Consider the following 3,068-nt stretch of genomic DNA (forward strand, 5'->3'; position numbering starts at 1 on the left):
CCGTGCCGCTGGCCATTTTCGGCGCCATTTATACCAGCCAGTTTGCCAATCCCCGCCTGCGCGGCATGATTAAACCGGCGGTGGAGGTAATGGCGGCGATCCCCTCGGTGATCATCGGTTTTCTGGCAGCCCTGTGGTTTGCGCCCCTGTTGGAAAAATCGATTCCGGCCCTGTTCATGAGCCTGGCCTTTGTGCCTGTGTTTCTGCTGGCGTCGATTCTTCTATGGCAGGTCGTCTGTAAACATCCATGTTTTAAAAAGCTCGATCGCGGTGTGGAATTTCTGCTTCTGGCGCCGGTGCTGGTGACCGCGGTGGTTTGCGCCATCAAGCTCGGGCCGGTGGCGGAAGCGGCTCTGTTCGGCGGCAATTTCAAACTCTGGTTGTTTGGCGAAACCGGCATCCGTTACGACGCGCGCAACAATATCATCATCGCTTTTGCGCTGGGATTCGCCGTCATACCGATTATTTTCACCATTGCCGAGGATGCGCTGTCCAATGTCCCGGGCAGTCTCAAGGCCGCTTCCCTGGCCCTGGGGGCCAGTCGCTGGCAAACGGTCTGGCGGGTGGTTCTGCCTTCCGGTAGCCCGGGAATTTTTGCCGGCACCATGATCGGCTTCGGGCGTGCCATCGGAGAGACCATGATTGTCCTCATGGCAACAGGCAATACCGCCATCATGGACTGGAGCATCTTCAACGGCATGCGGCCGCTGTCCTCCAATATCGCGGTGGAAATACCCGAAGCGCCGGTGGGCGGCACGCTTTACCGGGTGCTGTTTCTGTCTGCCGTCCTGCTGTTTGTGATGACCTTTGTGCTCAATACCGTGGCCGAGCTGGTTCGCCAGCACCTGCGGAAAAAATACGGCCGGTTCTGACAGGATCTGACATGAACAAATTCTGGAAAAATGGGGAACCCTGCGTCTGGCTGACCGCCGCGGCGCTTTCGATCACGCTGCTGATGGCTGCGACCCTCATTGTCGTGGTCCTGGTCAACGGGCTTGGTGTGTTCTGGCCGTCACGGGTGGCCACCGCCACCCTGGATGACGGCAGCATGGTCATGGGCGAGATCGTGCGTCGCGAGCCGGTTTATGAAGGCCGGGGCGAACGACTGCAATTCAAGGTCGGCAACCGGGATCTTTACGGACTGGATTTCCGGTGGGTGGATGAGACCGCTATCGCTGATCTCGACTATGCCGGGGATACCCTGGCGCTGGAACGCATGGAGTATGGGAATTTTTACGGACGACTGATCGCCCTGAGCGATGTGGCTCGAACAGGGGTGAGCGGCGCGACGCCGCTGGAGGCCCTGCGCCTTGCGCATCGCCATGTGATGGATAAGAAAAAAGAGCTGGCGGCGCTTAAAGAGCGGGTCACGGCCCTCAACCAACGCATGGACCGGATGGCTCGAAAAGAGCGGGATCTTTTATTCCGTGGCCGCACCGCGCAGGATCCGGCGATTCTGGAACTGGAACGGCAGCAGTCTGTGTTACACCGGGATTTTGAGGAGCTGCTGCAGGTCCAGTCGGAACTGACCGCCAGTCTGCTTGCCCATACGGCCACCTTCGCCGATGTATCGGGGCGCGAAAAGACCCTGCCGCTTCTGGAGCTTGTGCGGTTTTACCGGCCCAATAGCATGTCTTTTTTCAGCAAGGTACGCTACTACGCGGTCCGACTGGCGGAACTTCTGTTTGATGAGCCCCGTGAGTCGAACACCGAAGGCGGACTTTTCCCGGCCATTTTCGGCACAGTCATGCTGATTTTCGTCATGAGCCTGTTTTCCTTTCCCCTGGGCGTGCTGGCGGCGATCTATCTGCGCGAATATGCCCGTGACGGGCTGGTGGTGCGCATGGTACGCATCGCCGTTAACAATCTGGCCGGAATCCCGTCCATCGTGTACGGGATTTTCGGCCTGGCATTTTTCGTCTATGGCATCGGCGGCAGCATCGACCGCCTGTTTTTCCCCGAGCAGCTGCCCACTCCGACCTTCGGCACCGGGGGCATCCTCTGGGCAAGCCTGACGCTGTCGCTGCTCACGGTGCCGGTGGTAATCGTAGCCACCGAGGAGGCCCTGGGCGCCATCCCCAATGGCGTGCGGGAAGGATCTCTGGCACTCGGCGCCACCAAATTCCAGACATTGACCCGGATTCTGCTGCCCATGGCTTCGCCCGGCATCATGACCGGCCTGATTCTGGCCATGGCCCGCGCCGCCGGCGAGGTCGCGCCGCTGATGATCACCGGTGTAGTCAAAATCGCGCCGGCCTTGCCGCTGGATGGGCGTTTCCCCTTTCTGCACCTGGACCGCAAATTCATGCATCTGGGATTTCACATTTATGATATCGGTTTTCAGTCGCCGAATGTCGAGGCAGCCAAGCCCATGGTTTTCGTGACCACCTTGCTGCTGGTGCTGATTGTGCTGGTGATGAGCAGCGTGGCTATCCACCTGCGCAACAAGATGAAAAAACGCTATACTTACGGAACTTTTTAAATCAGGTGAGGCTATGAGTGAAACACGTGCCGTCACGGTGACGGATCCGATCGTTCAGGTCAATGATCTGGCCTTTTATTATGGCAGTTCCAAGGCTTTGCACGGCATTGACCTGGATTTTCCCCGCAATAAGGTTACGGCGTTGATCGGGCCTTCCGGTTGTGGCAAATCGACGCTGCTGCGCTGTCTCAACCGGATGAACGACCTGGTTGACGGCGGCCGTGTCGAAGGCAGCATTCTGCTCGATGGTACGGAAGTCAACACGCCTGCCATGGATGTTATCGAATTGCGCCGCCGGGTCGGCATGGTTTTTCAGAAATCCAATCCCTTCCCCAAATCGATTTATGAAAACGTTGTCTACGGCCTGCGCATCGCCGGGATAAAGGACCGGGCGCTGCTTGATGAAACCGTCGAAAAAAGCTTGCGCCACGCGGCGTTGTGGGATGAAGTCAAGGACCGCCTGCAGGAGTCGGCCCTCGGTCTGTCCGGTGGCCAGATGCAGCGCCTCTGCATCGCGCGGGCTATCGCTGTCAATCCGGAGGTGGTGCTCATGGACGAGCCCTGTTCAGCCCTCGATCCCAAGTCC

General features: G+C 58.7%; 3 protein-coding genes. All 3 read left to right on the top strand.

From position 1 onward, the window contains the following. A partial coding sequence (locus AB7E65_RS12280; protein WP_428746059.1) for an ABC transporter permease subunit occupies positions 1-872 on the top strand: 872 nt, incomplete at its 5' end. 11 nt (positions 873-883) lie between these two features. After that, positions 884-2,482: a phosphate ABC transporter permease PstA gene (pstA, locus tag AB7E65_RS12285; RefSeq protein ID WP_072286053.1), complete on the top strand. Its 1,599-nt coding sequence runs from the start codon at positions 884-886 to the stop codon at positions 2,480-2,482. A 13-nt stretch (positions 2,483-2,495) separates the two neighbouring features. Next, on the top strand, positions 2,496-3,068 hold a 573-nt coding region (locus AB7E65_RS12290), incomplete at its 3' end, for a phosphate ABC transporter ATP-binding protein (RefSeq protein ID WP_428746060.1).

Origin of the sequence: Syntrophotalea sp. (assembly GCF_050253115.1) — a bacterium.
GTDB classification, from domain to species: domain Bacteria; phylum Desulfobacterota; class Desulfuromonadia; order Desulfuromonadales; family Syntrophotaleaceae; genus Syntrophotalea; species Syntrophotalea acetylenica.

What these genes read in the sequence shown, in the direction of transcription:
- pstA (WP_072286053.1), top strand. Translation starts at nt 884, where the DNA reads ATGAACAAATTCTGGAAAAATGGGGAACCCTGCGTCTGGCTGACCGCC.